Raw genomic sequence first — 20,672 nt, forward strand, 5'->3', positions numbered from 1 at the left:
CTGCAATATTTATTGCAGTGTCAATTTTTTTTAGTGTAAGCTTAGTATCTTCAGTGTGGTTCTGCGGTTTTGTGCGCGGCCTTCTTCCGTATTATTGTCGGCAACGGGCTGTGTTTCGCCGTAGCCTTTCGCGGTAATTCTTCCAGGATCTATTCCTTTAGCAATGATATAGTCTACAACGGATTTGGCCCTGTTTCGAGATAATACCATATTATCTTCATCCTTTCCTACATTGTCGGTATGACCGTTGATTTCTACTTTCATGCCGGGGTTGTTTTCCAGCAACGCTACTAGTTTATTCAATTCAACTTCCGATGCTGCTTCCAGTTTGTATTCCTTGGTGGCAAAGAAGATATTCTTTAATACGATTTCTGCATCGATCGCTAAAGGTTGTAACGGAATATCCCGTTCAAATGGCTTGGAATGGTCCAGATCCTTTGTTAAGGTGAAATGATCCGAATAGAATAAATACCCCCTGCGGTTTACATTGAATGCATAATCTTTGCCGACAGGTAGCGGAACCAGGAAGTTTCCTGTTTTGTCACTACGTATAGTGGCGGAAGTCTGACCATTCGATAAATCAATGAGATCAATAACGGCGATGAGCGGCTCCCTGGTTAAAGAGTCATACACATTTCCTTTTACATAAATGGTGCGCGATGGCCGTATGCTTGGATATAATTCAAAACTATAAATATCAAGTTGCCCGTAGCCATCCGGTCGGTCGGAAGCAAAGTAGGCCGTTTTGCCATCTGCCGCTACAACCAAGCTGGCATCTTCTTCGATAGTATTGATCGGGTAGCCTAAATTTAAAGGTTTGCCCCAACTGCCATCGGCCTGGCGTTTAGAAACAAAAATATCTTGCTGTCCATAACCGGGCCATCCATCGGAAGCAAAAAATAATGTTTGGTTGTCGGCATGGATAAATGGTGTGGTTTCATTTCCATCCGTATTGATCGTGGATCCAAGCGGAACGGCTGTAGTCCAGTTACCGTTCCGATCCCTGGTGCTGGTATAAATGTCGTGGCCGTGATTGGAGGTGCCGCGAACGAAGTACAACGTTTGATTATCGGCAGATAAAGATGGTTGTGTTTCCCACGCATCGGTATTTATTGCCTTGCCGATGTTTTGAGGTTGTGACCATTGCCCGTTTTCCTTGATAGAATAATAAATATCGCAACTTCCGAATCCTTCAGGGAAGTCGCAACCCGTGAATACGATCATTTCACCATCTTGAGAAATATTTTGCGCCCCCTCGTTGTATGATGTGTTAATAGGCTCGCCCATATTTACTGCCGGCGACCAGGGATGGGTACTGTCTTTATGCGACATGAAAAAATCTTCATTTACATTTTTTACACGCCTGGTAAATATGAGTGTTGATAGATCGATCGTCGTTGATGGAAAATATTCCGGTTCGGCCGAGTTGATGTTAGGCCCGAGATTTTTCGGTTCGAAAGGAACGGGTTGGCTGTTATTTACAGCGAACTTCATGTTTTCCCTGAACAGTAAAGGCTTATTGGTCGTATTTCTGGCTACTTCCAAATACCGCTGAATCATATCCAGCGCTTCCTGGAATTTCCCGGTTCCGGCCAATGATTTGCTGTAGGCAAACCCGATTAATTTTAACTGGTCAGGATCCAGCTGCATCATTTTTTCGAAATAGGCAATTGCTTCGGAATATTGCTTGAGTTGTAAGCGGATGAAACCCATCTGTCCCATGGCTTCAATAAAATTGGGACTGGATTTTAACGCTGCTTCCAGGTATTTAATAGCTTCATCGTCCCGGTAGAAACGTAGCGCTTCCACGGCTTTATCATAATTATGCTGGGCTTTTTTTCCCGCGGAGGTATAATTTACAGCCTGCGCCCATGAAATGCAGGACCAGGCAAGTAAACAGGCCAATAATAAGGTTTGTTTTTTCATAGTCTTTCCCGTTGTCAAAGTAACGAAAAAAAGACCAGGATATTGGCTATGGAAAGCTTAGATATTAAGGAACGTTAATATATTTATGTATTTGCAGGGAAAGTTGCCATTGGGGATTTTCCTTGATATAATCAACGATTAAAGGTGTCATTTCAGCAGCGCGGCTCCATTCCGGTTGTAGGTATAGTTTGCAATGCTTGTTGGTTTGCGCCGCATATTTTTCGGCCCAGGCAAAGTCCGATTTATTATAGATAACTACTTTTAACTCGTGGGCGCGCTGGGTAACTTCTGTTAACGGCGCTTTAAATTTTTTCGGGGAGAGCGTGATCCAGTCCAAAGATCCGCTGATGGGCGATGAGCCGGAAGTTTCGATATGTGTTCGGAAGCCCGCCTTATGCAAGTACTTAGTTAGCAGCGTTAGATCATGCAGTAAAGGTTCTCCACCGGTAATTACGGCTATCCTGCCGGGCTGGGAAGCAGCGGTATCCACAATTTCCCGGACAGCTTGCCTGGGATGTTTGTCGATATCCCAACTATCTTTCACATCACACCAATGGCAACCTACATCGCAACCACCTAAGCGGATAAAATAGGCAGCCTGCCCTTGGTAAAAACCTTCCCCTTGCAAGGTATAAAATGCTTCCATCACGGGTAAGGTATCTGTCTGTATGATGTTCATCGTCTGCGTCTGCATAATGCAAAATTCCTATTTCTACAGGCCATCCCCAAATATTATTGCGGATAACAACTGCAAAGCCTGCATCCACTTGGAATGCAGGCTTTTATATCTTAATTAAATTAACCTTAGTTCATTCCGCCCTTCTGCCCGATGGCCGCTAGGTACGTGTTTTTCAACAGCGCGGCGATCGTCATGGGACCTACACCGCCCGGAACCGGGGTGATGTAGCTACATTTCGGGGCAACCGCTTGAAAATCAACATCACCAACGAGTCTGAAACCGCTTTTCTTGCTACTGTCGGCAATACGGTTAATACCTACATCGATCACGATAGCGCCATCTTTCACCATATCTGCCGTTACGAAATTCGGCTTACCGATCGCGGCCACGATAATGTCTGCCTGTAAACATAACTCTTTCAGGTTCTTGGTGTGGGAGTGCGTTAATGTAACGGTGCAGTTGCCGGGATTGCTGTTGCGGCTCAACAAGATGCTCATCGGGGTTCCCACGATATGGCTACGACCGATAATAACAGCATGCTTACCCTTGGTATCGATATTGTAATGCTGTAACATTAGCATGATACCGTAAGGGGTAGCGGGGATGTAAGTAGGCAATCCGCTGACCATCTTACCTACGTTCATGGGGTGGAAGCCATCTACATCCTTGCTGGGATCGATTTGGTTAATCACGAGTTCCTCGTTGATATGCTTCGGCAATGGCAATTGAACCAAGATGCCATCGATATCCGCATTTTCGTTCAGGGAAGTGATTTGATCCAATAAATGCTTTTCGGAAATTTGTTCATCGAAGCGGAGCAGTGTAGAGTTGAACCCGATTTCCGCGCAAGATTTTACCTTGGAAGCTACGTATGTTTCGCTAGCCCCGTTATTTCCCACGAGGATAGCGGCCAGGTGGGGAATCTTTTTTCCAATTGCTTTTAATGCGGTCACCTGTTCGGCCAATTGGGCCTTGATCGCCGCAGAAACTAGTTTACCGTCCAAAATTTGCATGTGCAAAGGTACATAGGATATTTGAATTATAATCAAGCGCCTAATTTTTTGCCTTAACACGAAAAGGAGACACCCGGTTAAGGGTGCCTCCCGTACAAATACATCAATTAAACTGGTTGTTAAATTTATTCGGCCTTCGGTGCGGCAGCCAATATTTCCGCATCTGATTGGGATGCGTATTTTTGGAAATTACGGACAAACTGCCCTGCTAATTCCTTGGCTTTTGCATCGTATTGAGCTTTATCGCTCCAAGTGTTCCTCGGATCGAGTATCTCGGCAGGCACGCCGGGGCAGCTAACAGGGTAAGCGATACCGAAAACATCATGTTTTAAGTATGTTACCTTATCCAGTTTACCATCCAGGGCAGCCCCGATCATACTGCGGGTAAATTTCAACTTGATGCGGTTTCCCGTTCCGTAAGCGCCGCCGGTCCAACCGGTGTTGATCAACCAAACATTCACCTTTTGCTGGCGCATCTTTTCCCCTAACATCTGCGCATATTTGGCAGGATGCAAAGGCATGAAAGGCGCACCGAAACAAGCGCTGAAGGTTGATTTAGGCTCCGTGATACCTGCTTCCGTACCGGCAACTTTGGCCGTATAGCCCGAAATGAACTGGTACATAGCTTGCCCGGGCGTCAATTTTGAAATTGGCGGCAGGATGCCGTAAGCATCGCAGGTCAGGAAAAATATGTTTTTAGGAAGATTACCGATGGAAGGCTCCAGGGCATTATCGATATAACTCAAGGGATAAGACACCCTCGTGTTTTCAGTAATGCTTTTATCAGCATAATTGATCCTGTTAGTACCCGGGTAAAACCCGGTATTTTCCAACAGGGCGCCGTCCCTGATAGCATTGAAGATTTGCGGTTCTTTTTCCTCGCTTAAGTCGATTGTTTTAGCATAACAGCCACCTTCGAAGTTAAAAACCGAATCAGTTGTCCAACCATGCTCGTCATCACCGATCAATTTACGGTTAGGATCGGCGCTCAGCGTGGTTTTACCGGTACCGCTTAAACCGAAGAAAATAGCTGTATCTCCATCCTGTCCCTGGTTGGCTGAGCAGTGCATGCTCAATACACCCTTATCATGGGGCAAAATATAGTTTAAGACAGTAAAGATACCCTTCTTGATTTCGCCGGTATATGAAGTACCGCCGATGAGGATCATTTTCTTGCTGAAGCTTACAACGGCGAAGTTGTGTTGGCGGGTAGCATCAATAACGGGATCGGCTTTGAATCCGGGAGCTTGGATGATCGTCCAACCGGGTTCCAGGTGTTCCAATTCCTCTTCCGTAGGGCGAAGAAACATGTTGTAAGCAAACAAATTTGCCCATGGCTGTTCATTCACAACGCGGATATTCACGCGGTAATTAGGATCAGCACAAGCGTAACAATCTCTTACCCATACTTCTTTTCCCGCGAGGTAGCTGGTAATCCTGTTGTAGAGCTTCTCGAAATTTTCCGGGCTGAACGGAAGGTTGAAATCATTCCAATCAACACTGTTGGCAGTGAGTTCATCTTTAACGATAAACTTGTCTTTAGGTGAACGGCCCGTAAATTCGCCCGTATTTACTACTAGGGCGCCGGTATCCGTCAATTGACCCTGGTTCAGGGCGACAGTTTGCTCAACCAACTCGGTTGGAGTTAATTGATAATGTACGTTTTCGATGTTCTCTATGCCTAATTCCTTTAATTCTGTAAGAGTATCTCTTACACTACTGATGTGCATAAAGAAAGATTGTTTTGGTGTAAGAACAAAGCTAGGTAATTTTTGATGTTATCAATTTTTATAGACGTTACACCATCTAAATTTAGATACTCGGGTAGGATTACCTTGGATGTGTTAGATTTTATTTAATTTATATCGATTTCATATAAGGGATTTTCAATGACTTATGCCCGGAAAGTATGATATCCACATTGGGAATGCAGCGATTTAATTTTAACATATTGTGTTATGCGAAAATGTGTATTTATATAGCGATAAAATATGATAGGATTTGGATAATTCCGGTTTATCAGCTACAGCTTCTTTTTGTTGATTGCTTAAATCTGTGTAGGTTTGATGCCACTTGAACCGCTTTGAACTCATAAAAATAAAAGTATTATATAATGAAAGCATTACCCTTAGACCCGGTGATCTTTGTAAAGAACCGTGCCCGCTTCATTGACAGGATGAAACCTAATTCGATAGCGATTTTTAACTCTAATGATGAACTGCCTACCAATGGCGATGCTTTATACCCTTTCAAACAAAATTCGGATCTGTATTGGTTAACAGGTATCGAACAGGAAGATACCATGTTGATACTTTTCCCGGATAACCCGGATCCGAAGTACCGCGAGGTGTTAGTTTTAGTGCGCCCCAACGAACTGAAGGAAAAATGGGATGGCCACCGTTTACGCTCGCATGAAGCTACCGCGATTTCAGGTATTAAAACGATCGTTTGGTTAGACAGCCTCGATGGTTTATTGCAGCCTTGGATCCACGATGCGGCGAATATCTATCTCAATTCGAACGAAAATAACCGTAAATCTAGCTTGGTTCCCGTGCGTGATTATCGCTATGCAGCGGCCATGAAAGAGCGTTATCCTTTACATCAATATTTGAGGGCCGCTACGATATTGAAGGAGCTAAGAGCTGCCAAAACGCCCGAAGAAATCGTGGTAATGCAACAAGCGATGGATATCACGGAAAAAGCTTTCCGCAGGATATTGAAGTTTATCAAACCGGGTGTTTGGGAATATGAAATCCAGGCGGAAATCTTGCACGAATTCTTGATGAACCGCTCCCGTGGCGAAGCATACGGATCTATTATCGCATCAGGCGACCGTGCCCGCATTTTACACTACGTTTCCAATAACCAGGAATGCAAGGATGGGGAATTGATTTTAATGGATTTCGGCGCTGAATACGGAGGTTACAACGCGGATCTTTCCCGCACGGTGCCCGTTAGCGGAAAGTTTACCGACAGGCAAAGGGAAGTGTATAATGCGTGTTTACATCTACATAACTACGCGAAAAGCTTGCTCAAGCCGGGCATTTTGATTGCCGAGTACCACGAGCAGATGGGCGATGAAGCAACGAAGGAATTTATAAAATTGGGCTTGTTGACCGATGCCGATGTGAAGAATGAAGATCCTGCTAACCGCGCTTACCGCAAGTATTTGTACCATGGTATCTCGCATCACCTGGGCGTGGATGTTCATGACCTGGGGCCATCCATGTACAAACCTTTACCGGTAGATGCCGTGGTAACGGTAGAGCCGGGTATTTACATCGAGGAAGAACAGATGGGCATCCGTATCGAGAACAACATTTGGGTACGTGAAAGCGATAATATAGATTTAATGAAAAATATCCCGGTTACGGCTGAAGAGATCGAAGCCATCATGCAGTCGAAATAATAATATTTTATGATCCCTGCATGCCTACTTGCAGGGATTTTTATATTGTATTACAAGCATATCTTTAATACATTGCATATAAATGTAATGGCATTAATATACTATGAAACAAATTCCTAATATCCTGACGCTGGCCAACCTTTTCTGTGGCTGTATGGCGATCATTTTTGTACTCTATGCACCGGAAACGCTTACGGAGCTTAACGGCGTGGATTATTCCGTCACGAACCCCGCGCCTGTATATTGGGCATCGGTATTCGTAGTGCTGGCAGGTGTATTTGATCTTTTTGACGGCATGGTGGCGAGGATGTTGAAAGTGTCATCCCCGGTGGGGAAGGAACTGGATTCCTTGGCGGATGTTGTTAGCTTCGGGGTGGTACCCGGCATGATCCTGTTCCGCATCCTGAGAAGCGCATACATGCAGCAACCCGATATCTTCGATGTTTCGTATGTTAATTTAGCTCCCGCCTTACTGGTTCCTTGTTTCGCGGCCTACCGCCTGGCGAAATTTAACCTGGATACCCGTCAAAGCGAGAACTTCATCGGTATGCCGACACCCGCTGTTGGCTTGCTGGTGGCCTCTTTTCCGTTGATTATGTTGTATGATCAGTATAACGTAGCGCATTATTTGGGTAATATCTGGATTATTTACGCCATCATCGCGGTGTTATGTTACCTGATGGTCGCAGAAATACCGATGATCAGCATGAAATTCAAAAAATTGAAGGCCAAGGAGAATCTGCCCCGTTTCCTGGTGATCGCGATCGTGATTGTCAGTATCCCGGTGTTTAAATTCCTCGCCGTACCGATCATTTTTGCGAGCTACGTGATTTTATCCCTGGTAATGCCTCCTAAAATCGAGGATGCTTAAGGGTTTATCCAATAATTTACCAGGTAAGTACCGCTTGCCTCTTTCGAATTAGTATAAAAACACGTAGGTTTGCGTCAAAATTTTAAAAGATGACTTTTACTGCACTAATTAATGTAATGCCGCTGAAAGAACTATTGGACCCTCAAGGTAAAGCAGTATTGAGCGGATTGAACAACCTCGGCATGAAAGGCGTGCACGATGTTAGGATTGGTAAACACATCAGCTTGCAAATCGAAGCTGCCAGCAAGGAAGAAGCTTACTCTATCGCGGAAGCGGCCAGCCAAAAATTATTGGCGAACCAGGTGATGGAATATTTCGAAATCACGATTCAATAAGGATCAGCGCATGCTTTTTTAGCATGTACGGCTGGTTTACTTTTATAAAACGCTGTAGTTTATTTTGCTGCCTGCAAGTAAATTACAGCGTTTCAAACTTTATAATGTAGCATTATGTCGCAGTTGTACCTCGTTCCTTCTCCCATTGGCAACCTTTCCGATATTACTTACCGCGCGGTAAAAATATTGGAAGAGGCAGACCTGATCTTGGCGGAGGATACCCGTACTTCCGGTGTATTGCTCAGGCATTATAATATTAATAAACCCGTTACACCATATCACCAGCATAACGAACACAAGGTTTTACAACACCTCGTATCTCAAATTGAATCCGGTAAAACGATGGCCTTGCTTACGGATGCCGGTACGCCCGGGGTGTCCGATCCCGGTTTTTTACTGGTGAGAGCTTGTATTCAAGCCGGTATCAAGGTGGAATGTTTGCCGGGGGCAACGGCCTTTGTCCCGGCCTTGGTGAATAGCGGCCTCCCGATGAACCGCTTTGCCTTCGAAGGTTTCCTCCCGCTAAAGAAGGGGAGACATACCTTGTTGACCCAGCTCGCTGAAGACGAAAGAAGCCTCGTTTTTTACGAATCCCCGATGCGCCTCGTTAAAACATTATCCGATTTTATCAATTACTTTGGTGCCGGCCGCAATTGTTGCGTAAGCCGGGAACTCACCAAGATGTTCGAAGAAAATAAACGCGGCACTTTGCAAGAAGTGCATGACTATTTTGCCGCCAAAACGGTAAAAGGGGAAATCGTGATCGTCCTGGAAGGATTCGATCCCAAGTCCAAGAAAAAAAGCCGCTACCAAGATGATGACGGTGGCGAATAACGGCATTTATCCACTATGATCCGCTTGCTGTGTATAATTAATCCCACTGCAATACTTTCTCATTAAGCGAAAAAATGTATCTTTAAAATACTTGCTAATACCATGTAATGAGTCCCGCACGGAGGTAATTTCTTTTATCAACTCGAAATTCATGGCATCATGACCACACTTTGCAACCGCTTATTGTCAATTGTTGAAAATTTTGAGCTCGATAGTTGGGCTGAATTGTCACAATCGCTCAGTTTGTCTGAATTTTTATATTGCTTCGATGAAGACAACCAGGAGCCTGTTGATAAATTGCTGGGAACCAACTTGGTTCATTATGAAATGAAATCCTTCGAATTACCCGTTTCCCATAACCCGATGTCTATTTTTTACAGGGACGAGCATTGGATGAAGATCGAGTTGAAATGTTACCAGGAGTTATATGTAGAAGACATTGTTCCTAACCATTGGCCATCCCCGGAGTCTATCTTGGAGTTTAATATGGAAGAAGGACAGGTAGGGGAATCCGTTGACATATATCCCGGTAAAGGCATCGGTCTCAGCATAGAAGCCTGCACGGGAAAAATATTAGCCATCGATTTTTTTCAACCGACAACTACGAATAATTATCTCGTATTCATGAAAGAAGAAGCCACCAACGGGGCCGATTCCGACCTCGAAATGCAAGAAATTGAATAAATAACCCGGTTTCAACCTTATTTTAACCCATTCTTGTAAGATTCAAGCCTGGCTTACAAGGTAATTTGTATTTTAGCAGCCAAACTTTAGGAAATAGGTATCATGACAAAATCTTTATTAACCGGCTTATTGATAGTGGCGCTTTGTCCTGCTACATGGGCCCAATCTGATCGATGGCAACAAAGGGTGAAGTATGATATGGATATCAAAATGGATGTAAGTACCCATCGCTTTACCGGTAAACAAAAATTGGAATACACGAACAATTCCCCGGACACTTTGAAAAGGGTGTACTACCACTTGTATTGGAACGCATTTCAGCCTAATAGCATGATGGATACCCGTAGCCGTGAACTGGGCAAAATCGTTGTCGGTAAAGATCGGGAAGGAAATAATCGCTACGATTGGGATGGCAGGGTGATGGATCGTATTTCCAAACTGTCGCCTTCAGAAACCGGTTATCAAAAAGTTTTGTCATTGAAATTGAATGGCAAAAGCCAAAAATTCACGACAGATGAAACCGTTTTAATCGTTGATCTGTCGCAACCGGTATTGCCGCATAGCACCGTAACTTTCGATATGGATTTTGAAGCGCAAGTGCCGGTTCAAATCCGGAGAAGTGGCAGGGATAATAAAGAAGGCGTTGATTATTCGATGGCGCAATGGTATCCTAAAATGGCAGAGTATGATTACGAGGGCTGGCACCCCGATCCTTACATCGCGCGTGAATTTTACGGCGTATGGGGAGATTACGATGTAAAGATATCTATCGACCAAAAATATGTATTGGCAGCAACCGGTTACTTGCAAAACCCGCAAGAAATTGGATATGGATATGAGAAAGCCGGTTCAAGCGTGAAACGCCCGCGGGGCAAAGAAATGACTTGGCATTTCGTGGCGCCTAACGTGCACGATTTCGTTTGGGCCGCGGATCCTGAATACAAGCACATTACCCGGGAGATCGACGGTTTTACAGCGCATTTCTTTTATATCGAGAACGATAAGACAAAAGATACTTGGCCACACTTGCCCGGGAAAATGGCGGAAGCATACGCTTATGCAAAAGCGCATTTCGGACCTTATCCTTACAAGCAATATTCCTTCATTCAAGGTGGCGATGGCGGTATGGAATACCCGATGGCAACATTGATCCTAGGCAATGGCACCATGGCAGGTTTATACGGCGTAGCCGTTCATGAATGGATGCACAGTTGGTACCAAGGCATGTTGGCAACAAACGAAAGCCTGTATCCTTGGATGGATGAGGGTTTTACAACTTTTGCAGAAGATAATATTATCTATAACACGACACCTTCATTGAAAGGTAAATGGCCTTTACAAAATAGTTATAGAAGCTATTTCTATTTAACCGGCAACGGTTTGGAAGAGCCGATGAGTACGCATAGCGATCATTATAATACCAATATGGGCTACAGCATTACTGCTTATAGCAAAGGTGCCGTATTCATGGAGCAATTAGGTTACATCATCGGTGCGGCTAACAGGGATCAAGGTTTGTTGAATTATTATTGGGAATGGCGCTTTAAGCATCCGAATGTGAATGATTTTATCCGCGTGATGGAAAAACAAAGCGGCATCCAGTTGGATTGGTATAAACTTTATTTCGTTTATTCTACCAAGCATATTGATTACGGTATTCAAAGCGTAGAAGAAAGAAATGGTAAAACCGTGGTAACCTTGGCCCGCGTTGGGAAAATGCCGATGCCGATTGACCTGGTATTGACTACGAAAGACGGCAAGAAAATTATGCACTATATTCCACTTGGTTTAATGTTTAATAACAAGCCTAATGAAGATCCAAGTATGACGAGGGTGGAACATGCAAACTGGAAATGGACTTCCCCAACCTACGAATGTGTCATTGATATGCCAAAGAATGAAATTCAATCGCTGGAAATAGACCCGAGCCAGAGAATGGCGGATGTGGACAGGGAGAATAATGTTTATAATGTAGATTGATGATCATTGAAAAAGTTTATAATGAAACCCGGCGCTTGCTAGTGCCGGGTTTCGTATTTTTAATTAAGGTGTAGCTATCACTTTGTCCCGGTAATTTTATATTTTAGCGCAGACTAGTAAGTGCAATCGCAAGTATCAAAATGATTTTCAACGATCCGAATGTTAATACCCAGTTGTTAACTATACCTATGCCTTGATAATTGCGAAAAAATCCCTTGCGTTTTATGTATTTAATGAACCGGGAAATTAAATTTTCCTCATTTGATAACTTTTAAATAACCGTACTATGAAAATTTCACTGAACCTTCAAAAAGTTCTGCCAGGCTCTATTGTATGTCTTCTTTTGTTAACTGTAATATCTTCTTGCTCAAAGTCTGATGATAACGGGCCGGGAAGCGGTGAAAGTGAATTTAAGATTGATAATATCCATTTATTGACACATTGTGTAAATGAAGAAGGGATTACGATCGATTCTTTTATTTACGATGATAATAACAGGATTTTATACCATGAGGTATATAATACCTTGAATGGTGATATGTTAAGTTCTATAGAATATTTATACGATAATAACGGACGTCTTGAAAAGGCTAATTTTTTGAATGCCAATCATGAAGTAGCACATTGGGCAGAATACACTTACCCTGATGAACATACTTTAATCTATTCCCCGGAACCATTCTTTAATTTCATTACCAAGGTAGAGTGGTCCGGGGATGGGAATACTTGGATGATTTCTCAAAAGCATAAGGATAGCGTGAATTATTTGGCGGCAACAACTTACCATTTTGAATCAGGGAACCTGGTGGCAGTGGAGCATCAAAATCATTATGACTCAACCATAACGTTTACCTATGATGAAAAGACAACCAACCCTTATTATCTTATACGGAAAAAATGTCCATGGTTCATGATTTTAGAACCTAATGTACAGGAATCATTGATGCTTAAAAGGATCAGTGTAAATAATATAATATCAGCGGATTTCCCTAACGAAAATATTGTATATAACTATAAGTACGAGGTAACCAATCACTTCGAAGAACATGAAACGGTACCTTCTTCGATTGATTATAAAAACGTAAATAATAGTTCCACTCCCGTAATAGGCCCAAGGATGTATTACATGGAAATAGAATAATTATATTAGTAAAAGTGTTATTAAAATATATGAGATACTTCTTCACTCGTTAAGGAATTGAATATTCAGATTGGAATGGGCTTCGCTAGCATGCGAATGTATAATAGATATAGCAAAAAGTGGAATTCAATTCTGGCAAATTGATTCTAGTTAAAGGATGGTATATGTAAATCTGTAAGATGCTATAAATATGAATTGGTTGGGGAAATAAACAGCATTAAATACTGAAATAAGGATTTAATGCTGTTTATTTCAACCTTTAATTCAATATTTAGTATTTTCTGATTACTATAGTTTTCGAAGTGATAAGCTTACCTTTTTTGAGAGATAAAATATAAATACCTGATTTAATATTTTTAAGATCCAGAGTATAACTTTTTTGACCTGAGTTTAGATTCCATTTATTTGAGATATTTCCGGTATTCATTTCTATTAAGGAGACCTCTATGTTTGATACTTTGGCTCTGCTTGATTCTTTGCTTTCGGAATCAATCTGAATAAGGATTTGACTAGTTGCCGGATTAGGGAAAGTGCTAATTTTAGCCCAACCACTGAAACAAGTTTCTTCAACAGTTATGGTTTTTATAGCTTCATTCATACTTGTTCCACATGCATTCTGTGGCCTCATGAATATCTCATAAGTACCTGCGCTGGCGGGTAAGAATGTATAATCATAACTAGGAGAAGGCGCTAATGTTTCTCCTGTTTGCCCTATGAGACGATATCCCCATTGAAAATCAGATGTGCTTTCCCCCGAAATATAGTTTGGTCTAAACACGTGTATTGACCAAAGGTCATAACAAGTAGGTTCAGGTGTAGAAAAATATTTAATGGAATACGCACCATTTATAGTTCCAATATATACATCCTTTGATTCTGTGACAATATCGCCAGTAGGAAGGGTTATTTGAGCACTAATAGTAGTTTGACCACTCGAAGAACCATTCCATGTAAGAATCGATGATTGGCAATTACTACAACTTATGGTTGCTGCTCCTGTTAGTGAACTTGTCCATTCTATTGTTGCTCCGGTTGGTAAATTTCTTATGTTAAACTCTCCTCCCGAACATGTGTAATTATTAGAAATTACAGCAGATTTAGATTCGTAAATGCTTCTAATACCTGAAATATCATCCGATCCTAGGTATCTGTGTGAACCGTAATAAGTATGATACATTAAAGCGTCAGTGTCATTGCTATGTGCTAACCCAATTGCATGCCCTATTTCATGAGCAGCAACAGTTACAAGATCAATAGGTTGTGAGCTCGTACCTAATCTTTCTGAGTTTGTCCAAGTTTCGTCATCATCAAAATGTATATCTCCTGCTAATGATCCACCTAACGGGGGGGGATAAAAGGCATGCGCAAGGATAGGATTAGATCCGTCGAATGGGTAGCCATCGCCATGATCTAAAACTGCCCAAGATATTTGAATATCCCCACCAGATGAAACTTCTGTAAAATTTAAATTCGTATAGTCTTGCCAAATTTTAAAGGCTTCCCTGATGGCATCTTTTTCATTGTCTCCGGCTATGTCGCTAGTTCCATTCATAAAATTGAAGCTAATATTAGTTTTATTCCAATCGCCATTGACTGCAAAGGAAGAACTAGTGTTAATAGGGCCATCATCGTATTTTACTTGGCCTATTAGATTGCCTGAAATAAAAATGAATGAGAGAAAAATCACGTAAATTTTTTTCATAATAAGGGTTTTACTACGGATTAACTTAATTAAATAGACTTGGGATTTGGGTTAAATATATGTAATTATATATAATATGAATATAATAAAATATATTCGATAAATATCTTTTTAATAATGAAAAATTTTTATTTCACGCTAAATTCAGCAAGAATAATATTAGGAGAACTTGTATTTTGAACCCCTTTCTTAACTTTCTAGTAAATTTTTAAGAAGTGATATTGAATATATATTGACCTACCCACGTTTTAATCACTACTAGTGAATAGGAAACTTAGCATGGATAAAGCTGATTAAAGAAAGTGTATTTGAAATTCCTTTGACTGGATGTGGGTTCTAGTCATAAGTTAACTTCTGGTTTAGTGCAAAGGAATCTCTACTGGAAGATCCGCTCCAATTGATCACTCCAGCTTTGATTCAACTGATCGCGCTGTTTCAATGATTGCAGATGGTGCTGGGTGTGGTAAATAGTGAAGTACATCACTTCGCGGATCGTGATTTTGCCCATCAACGGATGCGGCAACAAATATTTATCCAGATCATCTTCATGCCATTGCCTCAATAATTGCAATAAACGGTCTTTTTGCTGGATAAACTGTTTCAACAAGGCTTCCCTTTGATACCCTTCGACGATAGCTGGCATATACATTTTCGTTGCATGGCCACCTGCTGAAAGTACCTGTTGATATTCAGTGACGATTTCGTCATAGGTCATCGTCGGTCTCTTGGGGGCTCCCCAAAAGCGCAATAACATCCTGGGTAAAGCTAATGCCGAGTTAACTGGTTTGGTGCTTTTGATGAGATGATCTAATTGTTGCCCTGCCGACCACTTGCCTTCCGGGGAAACCGTAAAACGATGCACAGACAAATTTTGGATATAGTCTGCGAAAGCATCGAATTGTAGGATGAGCTGTTCGTGAATAATGGCTTTTTTCATGGTTTGCAGATTTTCATAGTAACCAATAAAGATATAGGTAAATAGTTAGCATTTGCCTTTATAATTCCAATGTCGGGCTGGTTTAGGCTAAATTAATCTTTTTTTCATATGAATGGTGATGACCGCGGTAGAATGACGAATAAATGGCATTATTCGAGTACATCGCAATCGTAACCAATATCCCTAACGAAATGAATTACAGTCGATTCGGGAACTTTTAAGTCCACGATTCTTAACACGCGGTCACAATCCTCGATATCAACATTGCAAGCAGTTATTTCGAAACTATTCTGAATAGCATCCAGCACGGTAGACTTCGCCTCGGGAGTGGCGATATTAGTTTTGAATATGCCAATCATAGTGGGTAGGTTTTAGTAATGTGGTAAATTTTGAAAATGATACTGTTAGGTTAGCGGAGGCTCCGGATCTTTGTTGGCCGCATCTTTATTTTCGACCGGCGGTTTTGTTTCATGGGCCGTTTCATTAAAAAAATCTTCATATTTAGCTTTAGACCAACATTTCTGAAATTTTTCCCTCATCTTCTCGCGCTCCTCGGGGCTCATGTGCTTCATCTTTTCAGCCATCTTGTCGCGCCAATGCTTCCTGTGGCCACCGCCGCCTTTGTGGAACCCGCTGAGCAACAATTTGCTTAACAGGAATAACCCCAAGGCTTGCCAAAAAGTGATCACGGGCAAATTGAATAGCTCGGGCATCAGCCAATTCCACAGGTACTTGGTAACCGTACCGATTACCGCCACGATCGCTACCGCGCAGACAATTCCTTTGATTAATTTCACCCAGGTGAACCTTTTCATTTTGAATAAATTTATTTCGTTGATAATTCTTGATAAACTGATAATAATCTTTCCCTTAAATACAATACCGCGTATCGCTTCCGGGATAATAAGGTATTAACCGAAACCCCTGTTTCTTCAGCCAGCTCCTTGAAAGATCGCCCTTCGATTTCATGTTGAATGAATACATAGCGTTGTTCTTCGGGCAATTGTTCTACCGCTTCCATGATGGCTTCCGAGATGATTTTCCGAATAAGGGGAGCATCCGTTTCGGCCTGCATATCCGGAAGGATATCCGCGAGCGATAAAGCATCTTCCCCATCTTCTTTCACCACTTGCTCATCGCTGAAACTACGTTCTTTCTTTTTCCTGAACCAATCCGTTATTTTATTCCTGGTGACGGCAAACAACCAACCTGTAATGGATTCAACTTGTGAACCGAGCCTCAGGTATTGCGTAAATTGAAAGAACACATCTTGCAATATATCCTCCGCATCCGCCATATTATCTACCCTCTTTTGGATAAATTGTAGCAAACGTTTCCGTTCCTTCTGAACAGTCTGTTGTATGCGCTGGTCTTGTTCCGTTGCCATGTTGGGTTTTATGAGAAGCAACTCTTTCATCTTAATAAGGAAGACGAACAAATTGTCTGGATATTTTTAAAATTGTAACTTTTTTTTCAAATCTTTTACTTTATAAGTGTAAAGCCCTGTATATCAGTATTATAGCTTTTTATCATGGTTGTCCGGCTAAAATTGCTTAAAATTTACTTGAATTCCTTACCTGGTTAAGGGTATAAGCGAAGGATCTTAGGTTCAAATTCCGGGTAGCCCTGCCAAGAAATGAGCAGGTGGACATTGAATCGAACTTTCAAGGGAGCTCATAATTTTTTCATTGAAAATTTAGTCGGACAATAATGACTTTTTAATTCGAATATTGTTATCAACTGGTAAACCAACAACTATACATGCACGATCATTCACATACACATCACCGTTCTATTGCGGCTCTCAATAAAGCATTTACCTGGGGCATCTGTTTAAATATCGGCTATGTCATCTTTGAAGCCATCATGGGCTTGGCGATCGGTTCCTTGGCCTTACTTTCCGACGCGGGGCACAATTTAAGTGATGTAGCTAGCCTGGCCTTATCCTTGCTCGCTTTTCGCCTGGCAAGGTTGAAGCCTAATGAAACGTTTACTTACGGTTACAGGAAAAGTACGGTCTTGATCTCCTTATTAAATGCCGTGATTTTACTGCTGGCAGTTGGGATTATCGGCTATGAAGCGATCCGGAGATTTAGCAACCCGGAACCCGTAGCCGGGAAAACTGTAGCGATAGTAGCCGGCGTCGGGATTGTTATAAACGCGTTTACGGCTTACTTGTTTTTGAAGGATAAAGAAAAAGATCTCAATGTTAAAAGCGCTTACCTGCATATGGCGGCAGATACCCTTGTTTCTCTGGGTGCCGTAGTGGCCGGGTTAATTATTTTATGGAAAGGCTGGACCTGGGTAGATCCTGTCATTAGCTTGGTTTTTATACTGGTGATCCTGTGGAGTACTTACGGCTTATTACGCGATAGCTTAATCTTGTCGCTCGACGGTGTTCCGCGAAATATTGACCTGGAGACTGTTCGTGGCAAAATGGAAAAAGTTAGCGGGGTGAGAGATGTGCATCATCTTCATATTTGGGCGGTAAGTACTACGGATAATGCGCTGACGGCACATGTTAAAATTGAACCGGGGCTAAACCCGGAACGGATGGATCAAATAAAAAATGAACTGAAGCACGTATTAGAACACCTCGGTATTCGGCATGCCACCTTGGAATTGGAATTGAAACATACCGATGATGATCTTGGTTATTGAGTGGCATGTTGTTTGAGTCATAGGCGCATACTTGTTGGATTTCAAGTGCAACCAAATTTGATTCTCCATGAGCGGTTTGTTGTTTCAAATGTAAGTCCGGTCTTAGAAACAATAAGTGTTGGAAATCTGGGTTCATAAATGTGAATACTTCCCATCAAAGCCCGAAAGTCTTTCTGGTTAGAGCTTCCAAGCTCAGACCCACGCAAGAAACAATAAGTGCTGGAAATCTGGGTTCATAAATGTGAATACTTCTCATCAAAGCCTTAAAGTCTTGCTGGTTCGAGCTTCCAAGCTCGGACCCACGCCGAATTGAGGAAATTCACAATTGTTCCGGAAACGAAATAGTACTTACTCCTTGCACCACGAACTGTCAATTGTAGGATAATGCTGCCAAACAAGATGTTCTCCCGGTTGAACGTTGCACCAGGCGGGAACAAGAGTTTGGAAGTTCGAACCAACGAAGGTTTCAGGTTGTTTCGAAAATGGGTTAGAAAGCCCAAACACGAAAAACAGGTTTCGAAAACCTATGGCTACAGAATGCTTACTATTCTAACATGGAACGCAAACCACGTATTTCTCTTTAAAATACTCTTCCGGGAACAATTCATAAATTTCCGTCAACATGGGTCTGCAACCACTTTCGGATATTTCTTGAGCTAAATCGCCACCTTTTAAACAGATCAGCCCATGCTTCATGGATTTCCAAAATTCTGGAGAGGATTTCTTTAAAACCGGTTTGCTCCATCGCCATAGATCCTTTAAAGGCGCTACGGCCCTCGAAACAACGAAATCAAACTTACGGTTCTTAATATCTTCGACACGCATATGTGCCGTCGTAATGTTTTTTAAGCCCAGTTCTTCCGCTACAGCTTCCACTACTTTGAGTTTCTTTCCGATGGAATCTACGAGGTGAAACTCGATATCAGGATAATAAATTGCCAATGGTATCCCGGGAAAACCGCCACCGGTACCGAGATCTAATATTTGACTGCCCGGCGGGAAATCGCCGGTTGCCACGATGGCTAAAGAATGCAACACATGTTTTTCGTACAAAGAATCAATATCCTTCCTCGAAATGACGTTTATTTTTTCATTCCATTCCTTGTACAAGCCTTCTAATGCTGCAAATTGCTCGGTTTGCCGAGGTGAAAAATCACTAAAATATTGGTTTATTATCTCCATAACACAAATTTCACGCATTTCCCCGGATGATGAGCTATTTCCAGGTAGATTTAGCCTTAAAGAGTAATGCGGGCGTGAAGATAATATAATATAGCAACATGAAGATATCGAGGAACCAACTATACCAGAATAGATCCTGTTCCCCTAACTTTTTCATACCGCAAAACATGATAATTCCTTGTATCAATAACTTACCGCCGAGGATGCCCAGGGTAATTTGTTGCATCGGCGGATAAAATATGGCCGCTATAAATAAGGGATAGAAGAGGAAATGCGTTAACGAAAATATGCCTAGCATCAGTTTATGCCCAAATTTATAATGCTTGCCCGTGCTCATATGCCTGGTTTTTTGCCTGAACCATGTTTTCCATGAATCTTTTGGTTCGGAGAATGCAAAGGCGTTTTTATCGATTACTACGGCCGTATTCTTAGCGTTAGACACCTTGTTGATAAACAGGTCATCATCCCCGGAGGCAATATGTTGGTGGGTCGTGAAGCCTTTATTTTTAAAGAAAAGATCTTTTTTATAAGCGAGGTTCCTGCCAACGCCCATATACGGCATACCACTCATGGCATAAGACAGGTATTGCATGGCGCTAAAAAAAGTCTCGTACCGGATTACTTTGTTGAGGAATCCTTTCTTTTTATAATAAGGACCGTATCCGAGTACAATTTCCTTGTCGCCTTCAAAGCCCTGGCTCATATAAGACAGCCAATAAGTGCTGCTGGGTTTACAATCCGCATCTGTAAGCACGAGGGTATCGTGCTTAGCCCCTTTAATACCGACGGAAAGGGGATATTTTTTGCCGGGTATAAATTTCGCGGATTGCTTGATCTCGATGTGCCTGAAATGAGCATAAGCCGGTTCTATAGAACGTAAATAATACTTGGTATCATCCTCGGAGTTATCATTTACCACGATTACCTCGTATTCCGGGCCGGCGCCATTTAAGTAACGCTGCCCCAACACCTGCGGTAATGTTTTAGGCAATACGGCTTCTTCATTCTTAGCACAAATGATGACCGATAACGGTACTTCCGGCTTGGCCGACTCATCGAATTGGCGTTTGTAGAATGCTAAGCGAGAAAAAACAAACAGGTAATATAATACCTGTATACCTGCAACTGCGGCAAAACAGTAAAAAATAATAAGCCCTAAATTATCCAACATACGGGGCAAAAATATATGTTTTTATTTATCTATATATTTCTTTGATAAAAATTTTCTTAAAGGCAATTTTCATCACAAAATACAATATTCGGCAAGCATACAAATACTTATCCGCTTTTTTTGCTCACTTTGAAATACTTTTGCAGG

The 20,672-nt window shown here is 42.0% G+C and carries 19 protein-coding genes; 8 read left to right on the forward strand and 11 right to left on the reverse strand.

Annotated features, from left to right (window positions below):
* Positions 1-30: 30 nt before the first annotated feature.
* From COR50_RS09095 to pckA, 4 genes are all read right to left on the reverse strand, one after another.
* Positions 31-1,926, reverse strand: a complete 1,896-nt coding sequence (locus tag COR50_RS09095; RefSeq protein WP_098193697.1) for an OmpA family protein — start codon at positions 1,924-1,926, stop codon at positions 31-33.
* 64 nt (positions 1,927-1,990) lie between these two features.
* Positions 1,991-2,620, reverse strand: a complete 630-nt coding sequence (locus tag COR50_RS09100) for a 7-carboxy-7-deazaguanine synthase QueE (protein WP_232516323.1) — start codon at positions 2,618-2,620, stop codon at positions 1,991-1,993.
* Between the two features lie 110 nt (positions 2,621-2,730).
* Entirely contained in the window at positions 2,731-3,618 is an 888-nt protein-coding gene (gene folD / locus COR50_RS09105) for a bifunctional methylenetetrahydrofolate dehydrogenase/methenyltetrahydrofolate cyclohydrolase FolD (RefSeq protein ID WP_098193698.1), read from the reverse strand.
* Positions 3,619-3,743: 125 nt separating this feature from the next.
* Positions 3,744-5,348: a phosphoenolpyruvate carboxykinase (ATP) gene (pckA, locus tag COR50_RS09110; RefSeq protein WP_098193699.1), complete on the reverse strand. Its 1,605-nt coding sequence runs from the start codon at positions 5,346-5,348 to the stop codon at positions 3,744-3,746.
* Positions 5,349-5,731: 383 nt separating this feature from the next.
* Between pckA and COR50_RS09115 the strand changes: the two genes are divergently transcribed.
* From COR50_RS09115 to COR50_RS09145, 7 genes are all read left to right on the forward strand, one after another.
* Positions 5,732-7,027 carry an aminopeptidase P N-terminal domain-containing protein gene (locus tag COR50_RS09115; RefSeq protein WP_098193700.1) on the forward strand — a complete coding sequence of 432 codons (1,296 nt, stop codon included), beginning with the start codon at positions 5,732-5,734 and terminating at the stop codon, positions 7,025-7,027.
* 103 nt (positions 7,028-7,130) lie between these two features.
* Positions 7,131-7,898, forward strand: coding sequence for a CDP-alcohol phosphatidyltransferase family protein (locus COR50_RS09120; RefSeq protein ID WP_098193701.1), 768 nt, complete (start codon positions 7,131-7,133; stop codon positions 7,896-7,898).
* An 89-nt stretch (positions 7,899-7,987) separates the two neighbouring features.
* Complete coding sequence (gene purS, locus COR50_RS09125; RefSeq protein WP_098193702.1) at positions 7,988-8,233, forward strand: phosphoribosylformylglycinamidine synthase subunit PurS; 246 nt, start codon at positions 7,988-7,990, stop codon at positions 8,231-8,233.
* 114 nt (positions 8,234-8,347) lie between these two features.
* A complete protein-coding gene (gene rsmI / locus COR50_RS09130) occupies positions 8,348-9,067 on the forward strand; it encodes a 16S rRNA (cytidine(1402)-2'-O)-methyltransferase (protein WP_098193703.1) in 720 nt (239 codons plus the stop codon).
* 159 nt (positions 9,068-9,226) lie between these two features.
* On the forward strand, positions 9,227-9,751 hold the full coding sequence (locus tag COR50_RS09135) for a hypothetical protein (protein WP_098193704.1): 525 nt from the start codon (positions 9,227-9,229) through the stop codon (positions 9,749-9,751).
* 102 nt (positions 9,752-9,853) lie between these two features.
* On the forward strand, positions 9,854-11,731 hold the full coding sequence (locus tag COR50_RS09140; protein WP_098193705.1) for a M1 family metallopeptidase: 1,878 nt from the start codon (positions 9,854-9,856) through the stop codon (positions 11,729-11,731).
* Between the two features lie 286 nt (positions 11,732-12,017).
* Positions 12,018-12,872 carry a hypothetical protein gene (locus tag COR50_RS09145; protein ID WP_098193706.1) on the forward strand — a complete coding sequence of 285 codons (855 nt, stop codon included), beginning with the start codon at positions 12,018-12,020 and terminating at the stop codon, positions 12,870-12,872.
* A gap of 271 nt (positions 12,873-13,143) precedes the next feature.
* Here COR50_RS09145 and COR50_RS09150 read toward each other — a convergent pair whose 3' ends face one another.
* The 5 genes from COR50_RS09150 to COR50_RS09170 form a co-directional block, all read right to left on the reverse strand.
* Positions 13,144-14,574 carry a matrixin family metalloprotease gene (locus tag COR50_RS09150; RefSeq protein WP_098193707.1) on the reverse strand — a complete coding sequence of 477 codons (1,431 nt, stop codon included), beginning with the start codon at positions 14,572-14,574 and terminating at the stop codon, positions 13,144-13,146.
* A 376-nt stretch (positions 14,575-14,950) separates the two neighbouring features.
* On the reverse strand, positions 14,951-15,511 hold the full coding sequence (locus COR50_RS09155) for a DinB family protein (protein ID WP_098193708.1): 561 nt from the start codon (positions 15,509-15,511) through the stop codon (positions 14,951-14,953).
* A 149-nt stretch (positions 15,512-15,660) separates the two neighbouring features.
* Positions 15,661-15,870, reverse strand: a complete 210-nt coding sequence (locus COR50_RS09160) for a hypothetical protein (RefSeq protein WP_098193709.1) — start codon at positions 15,868-15,870, stop codon at positions 15,661-15,663.
* Between the two features lie 45 nt (positions 15,871-15,915).
* On the reverse strand, positions 15,916-16,326 hold the full coding sequence (locus COR50_RS09165) for a hypothetical protein (RefSeq protein WP_098193710.1): 411 nt from the start codon (positions 16,324-16,326) through the stop codon (positions 15,916-15,918).
* Between the two features lie 11 nt (positions 16,327-16,337).
* Positions 16,338-16,898 carry an RNA polymerase sigma factor gene (locus COR50_RS09170; protein WP_098196159.1) on the reverse strand — a complete coding sequence of 187 codons (561 nt, stop codon included), beginning with the start codon at positions 16,896-16,898 and terminating at the stop codon, positions 16,338-16,340.
* Positions 16,899-17,272: 374 nt separating this feature from the next.
* Here COR50_RS09170 and COR50_RS09175 point away from each other — a divergent pair, with 374 nt between their 5' ends.
* A complete protein-coding gene (locus tag COR50_RS09175; RefSeq protein WP_098193711.1) occupies positions 17,273-18,172 on the forward strand; it encodes a cation diffusion facilitator family transporter in 900 nt (299 codons plus the stop codon).
* Between the two features lie 549 nt (positions 18,173-18,721).
* Here COR50_RS09175 and rsmG read toward each other — a convergent pair.
* The gene (gene rsmG / locus COR50_RS09180) at positions 18,722-19,354 is read right to left on the reverse strand and encodes a 16S rRNA (guanine(527)-N(7))-methyltransferase RsmG (protein WP_098193712.1); all 633 of its coding nucleotides are present in this window, start codon (positions 19,352-19,354) and stop codon (positions 18,722-18,724) included.
* 34 nt (positions 19,355-19,388) lie between these two features.
* Positions 19,389-20,525 carry a glycosyltransferase gene (locus tag COR50_RS09185; protein ID WP_098193713.1) on the reverse strand — a complete coding sequence of 379 codons (1,137 nt, stop codon included), beginning with the start codon at positions 20,523-20,525 and terminating at the stop codon, positions 19,389-19,391.
* Between the last annotated feature and the right edge of the window lie 147 nt (positions 20,526-20,672).

This window comes from Chitinophaga caeni, from assembly GCF_002557795.1.
GTDB classification, from domain to species: Bacteria; Bacteroidota; Bacteroidia; order Chitinophagales; family Chitinophagaceae; genus Chitinophaga; species Chitinophaga caeni.